The sequence below is a fragment of the Micromonospora sp. ABR4_055 genome (genome assembly GCF_056160425.1).
Map to the genome: position 1 here is coordinate 1 of NZ_JBSWXD010000301.1, position 1,988 is coordinate 1,988.

Sequence of the window (1,988 nt, forward strand, 5' to 3'; positions counted from 1 at the left end):
CCCCCCCCCCCCCCCCCCCCCCCCCCCCCCCCCCCCCCCCCCCCCCCCCCCCCCCCCCCGCAACGCCTGGTGCTGGAGGTCACCGAGCATGCCGTCGCCCGGGACCTCGCGGAGCTGATCCGCCGGCTGAAGGCGCTGCGCGCCACCGGGGTACGGATCGCCCTGGACGATTTCGGCGCCGGCTACTCGTCGCTCGGCCAGCTGCGGAACCTGCCGATCGACATTCTCAAGATCGACCACAGCCTGGTGGCGGAGCAGGGGCCGGTCGCGCCGCCGCTGCCGGGTCGGCGGGCGTTCGCGCCGATGGTCGACGTGGTGATGCGGCTCGGGCACCAGTTGGGTCTGGAGGTCATCGCCGAGGGGGTGACCAACCAGGCCGAGCTGGCCGTCGTGGTGGAGGCGGGCTGCCGGTTCGGGCAGGGTGCGCTGTTCGGCTGGGGGGTGCCGGCCGAGCATCTGGAGGCGATGCTGTCTGCGGCGACGTCGTCCGGTAACCGGCATGGAATCGGCGGCCGCCGCCGTCCCGGCGAAGATCAGCAGGCCAGCGCCGGTGCGGCGTCATTAGCCGCCCAGGATGTGAGATCAGTTGACTCATCGCGTGAGATGCGTCAGGCTTAGCCCCATGTCGCTGACTCTGTCGTCTCGAGTACTTACCTGAGCGCACTCTCCGATCGAGAGTGCGCTGGCCCCGTGCATCTGCACGAGGGCCGTTTTTATTGCCACATCCCTGCCGGTTCCGGCCGATCGGTCCCATCTGCCGGATACGCCGCCGAGACCCATGTCACGAGACCACTGAGCTGAAGGCCTGAATCGTCATGACGAGACCCACGCCCGAGACCCTCGCCCACCGCGCGCACTCGGCCGCGGCGGCCGCGCCGACCCCGGTCACCCTCGCCAACGCCGTGACCCCGCCGCCGGCCCCGCCGGTGCCGGTCTCCGGCGCGGGTTGCCTGGTCCGGTCCCTGGAGGCACTCGGCGTCGACGTGGTGTTCGGCATCCCCGGCGGGGCGATCCTGCCGGCCTACGACCCGCTGTACGACTCGACGGTGCGGCACATCCTGGTCCGCCACGAGCAGGGCGCCGGGCACGCCGCGACCGGCTACGCCCAGGCCACCGGTCGGGTCGGGGTGTGCATGGCGACCTCCGGTCCGGGTGCCACCAACCTGGTCACCCCGATCGCCGACGCGTACATGGACTCGGTGCCGATCGTGGCCATCACCGGCCAGGTGGCCCGCCCGTCGATCGGCACCGACGCCTTTCAGGAAGCCGACATCCAGGGCATCACCCTGCCGATCACCAAGCACAACTACCTGGTGCAGTCGGGCGAGGAGATCCCCCGGGTGCTCGCCGAGGCGTTCCACCTGGCGGCCACCGGCCGGCCCGGCCCGGTGCTGGTCGACATCCCCAAGGACGTGCTGCAGGCGCAGACCACCTTCGCCTGGCCGCCGACGCTGGACCTGCCCGGCTACCGGCCGACCCTGCACCCGCACGGCAAGCAGATCCGCGAGGCGGCCCGGCTGATGGCCGGTGCCCGCCGCCCGGTGCTCTACGTCGGCGGCGGCGTGCTCAAGGCGCAGGCCACCGAGGGGCTGCGCCGGCTCGCCGAACTGACCGGCATCCCGGTGGTCACCACGCTGATGGCCCGGGGCGCGTTCCCCGACTCGCACCCGCAGCATCTGGGCATGCCCGGCATGCACGGCACCGTCGCGGCGGTGTACGCGCTGCAGAAGGCGGACCTGATCGTGGCTCTCGGCGCCCGGTTCGACGACCGGGTGACCGGCAAGCTGGATTCCTTCGCCTCGGGCGCGGCGGTGGTGCACGCCGACATCGACCCGGCCGAGATCGGCAAGAACCGTACCGCCGACGTGCCGATCGTCGGCGACGCGCGGCACGTCATCGACGAGCTGATCGAGGCGTACCCGGCGGCGGAGCGGGCCGCCCCCCCCGCCAGCCGCCCGGCGGTGCGCCCCGCCGGCCCTGCCGGCGAC

Annotated in this window: 2 protein-coding genes; both read left to right on the forward strand. The window is 73.1% G+C overall.

Annotated features, from left to right (window positions below; genetic code table 11):
• Positions 1 to 618: EAL domain-containing protein (locus ACXAHD_RS32010; RefSeq protein ID WP_475055145.1), on the forward strand; the 618-nt coding region annotated here is incomplete at its 5' end.
• Between the two features lie 197 nt (positions 619 to 815).
• A partial coding sequence (locus ACXAHD_RS32015; RefSeq protein ID WP_475055146.1) for a thiamine pyrophosphate-binding protein occupies positions 816 to 1,988 on the forward strand: 1,173 nt, incomplete at its 3' end.